Source organism: Saccharomonospora iraqiensis subsp. iraqiensis, from assembly GCF_000430445.1.
Classification (GTDB): domain Bacteria; phylum Actinomycetota; class Actinomycetes; order Mycobacteriales; family Pseudonocardiaceae; genus Saccharomonospora; species Saccharomonospora iraqiensis.
In genome coordinates this window covers 17,165-18,802 of sequence record NZ_KE387119.1, presented here as the reverse complement: position 1 = coordinate 18,802, position 1,638 = coordinate 17,165, and the positions used below count along the sequence as shown (strand labels likewise).

Below are 1,638 nucleotides of genomic sequence, written 5' to 3'. Positions count from 1 at the left end.
CCGGGCAGGCGCTGCAGCGGCTGCTGCCGTGGCCGGAGGCCACCCGGCTGGACGAACTGGCCCCCGCGCGCATCGCGGTGCCGTCCGGCGCGCGGGTGCCGGTGGACTACGAACCCGAACAGCCCGCCCTGCCGGTGCGGCTGCAAGAGGTGTTCGGCTGGACCGAGGTGCCCACCGTCGGCGACGGACGGGTGCCGGTGGTGATGCGGCTGCTGGACCCGGCCGGGCGCCCGGCCGCCGTCACCGGGGACCTCGCGTCGTTCTGGCGCGACGGCTACCGTCAGGTGCGCGCCGAACTGCGCGGCCAGTACCCGAAGCACGCCTGGCCGGACGACCCGCTCACCGCACCCCCGAGCCGCCCCGGTCGGCCGTGAGCACCCTGCGATCCGGAGTTCAGGTGGCTGTGAGCCGGAGGTCGGTCAGGCAGGTGGCTCCATCCTCATCGGTGGAGAAGGCGCTCCGGCCGGTGCGCCCCTCGTAGGTGGCCTCGATGGTGCCGTTGACGTCGCGGGGGAGCCAGAACCCGATGAAACCGTTGTCGAAGGTAGTGACCCGCTCATCGACGAGGACCTCACCGGTGGCGTCGTCGAGAATGCGGATCCCGACTTCTTCGTTGGCCAGCTCACCGCGGCACGTGGTCAGGGAGTGGTAGTGACATTCGTGGGTCTGCTCGACGAAGGGGGCGAGGGCGAGGTAGAACCGGTCGTCCCGGATCGGAACCGTGAGCTTCCGCTCGGCGTCGGCGAGGAGGAGATGATCGGCGCGCACGGCGGCCGTGAGGTCGGTCGAGCGCTGGGCGACGGGTACCCGGTCCAGGTGGTCGATGATCTCCGCCCCGTCCATTCCCGTCAAACCGTGGTCGGCGAGGAAACCTGCTTCGTCGGTGGTGACGGTCGGCGCACCGGGTGTCACTCGATCGGCCCCGGGGGTGGCGGTGGAACAGCCGGCGAGTGTCAGCAGCAGCGTTCCCGCCACGATCAGGTGTCGCTTCATTGCTCTATCCTGCCTCAACGTCCTTTCCCCTCAGGAAGGAATGCATGGTCACGGGACTCAGCGCGTTCCCGCTCACGCCCGTCGCCGACCACGGCGTCGACGAGAAGGCGTTCGCCGGGCTGGTCGCACGCCTCGCGGAGGCGGACGTCGACTCGATCACCGCGCTCGGCTCCACCGGGTGCGCACCGTACCTCTCCGGTGCGGAGCGCGCCCGCGCCGCGCGGGTGGCCGTCGCCCACGCCGGGAACACCCCCGTGCTGGTCGGTATCGGCGCGCTGCGCACCCGCGACGTGCTCGCGCTCGCCGAGGACGCGCAGCACGCGGGCGCCTCCGGGGTGCTGCTCGCGCCGGTGTCCTACCAGGCGTTGACCGAGGAGGAGGCGTTCGGCCTCTACGCCGACGTCACCGCCGAACTGTCGGTGCCGCTGGTGGTCTACGACAACCCGGGCACCACCGGCTTCACCTTCACCGACGAGCTCTACGCCCGCGTCGCCGAACTGCCGAACGTCGCCGCACTGAAGATCCCCGGGGTGCCGGCCGACCCCGACGCGGCCGGGGCGCGGGTGTCCGACCTGCGCACGCTGCTGCCCGCGTCGGTGACCGTCGGGGTCAGCGGCGATCCGCTCGCCGCGACCGGCCTCAACG

Annotated in this window: 3 protein-coding genes; 2 read left to right on the top strand and 1 reads right to left on the bottom strand. The window is 72.0% G+C overall.

The features are described from left to right. Nucleotides 1-374 (top strand): ATP-dependent helicase C-terminal domain-containing protein (locus tag ACTIR_RS0117615; protein WP_026455266.1); only part of this gene is annotated, 374 nt, incomplete at its 5' end. A gap of 19 nt (nucleotides 375-393) precedes the next feature. On the opposite strand, the gene ACTIR_RS0117610 is transcribed toward ACTIR_RS0117615, so the two are convergent. Then, nucleotides 394-993, bottom strand: coding sequence for a CueP family metal-binding protein (locus tag ACTIR_RS0117610; RefSeq protein ID WP_026455265.1), 600 nt, complete (start codon nucleotides 991-993; stop codon nucleotides 394-396). Nucleotides 994-1,037: 44 nt separating this feature from the next. On the opposite strand from ACTIR_RS0117610, the gene ACTIR_RS24080 reads away from it, so the two are divergent. Beyond that, nucleotides 1,038-1,638 (top strand): dihydrodipicolinate synthase family protein (locus ACTIR_RS24080; protein WP_034240744.1); only part of this gene is annotated, 601 nt, incomplete at its 3' end.

What these genes read in the sequence shown, in the direction of transcription:
- ACTIR_RS0117610 (WP_026455265.1), bottom strand. Translation starts at nt 993, where the DNA reads ATGAAGCGACACCTGATCGTGGCGGGAACGCTGCTGCTGACACTCGCC.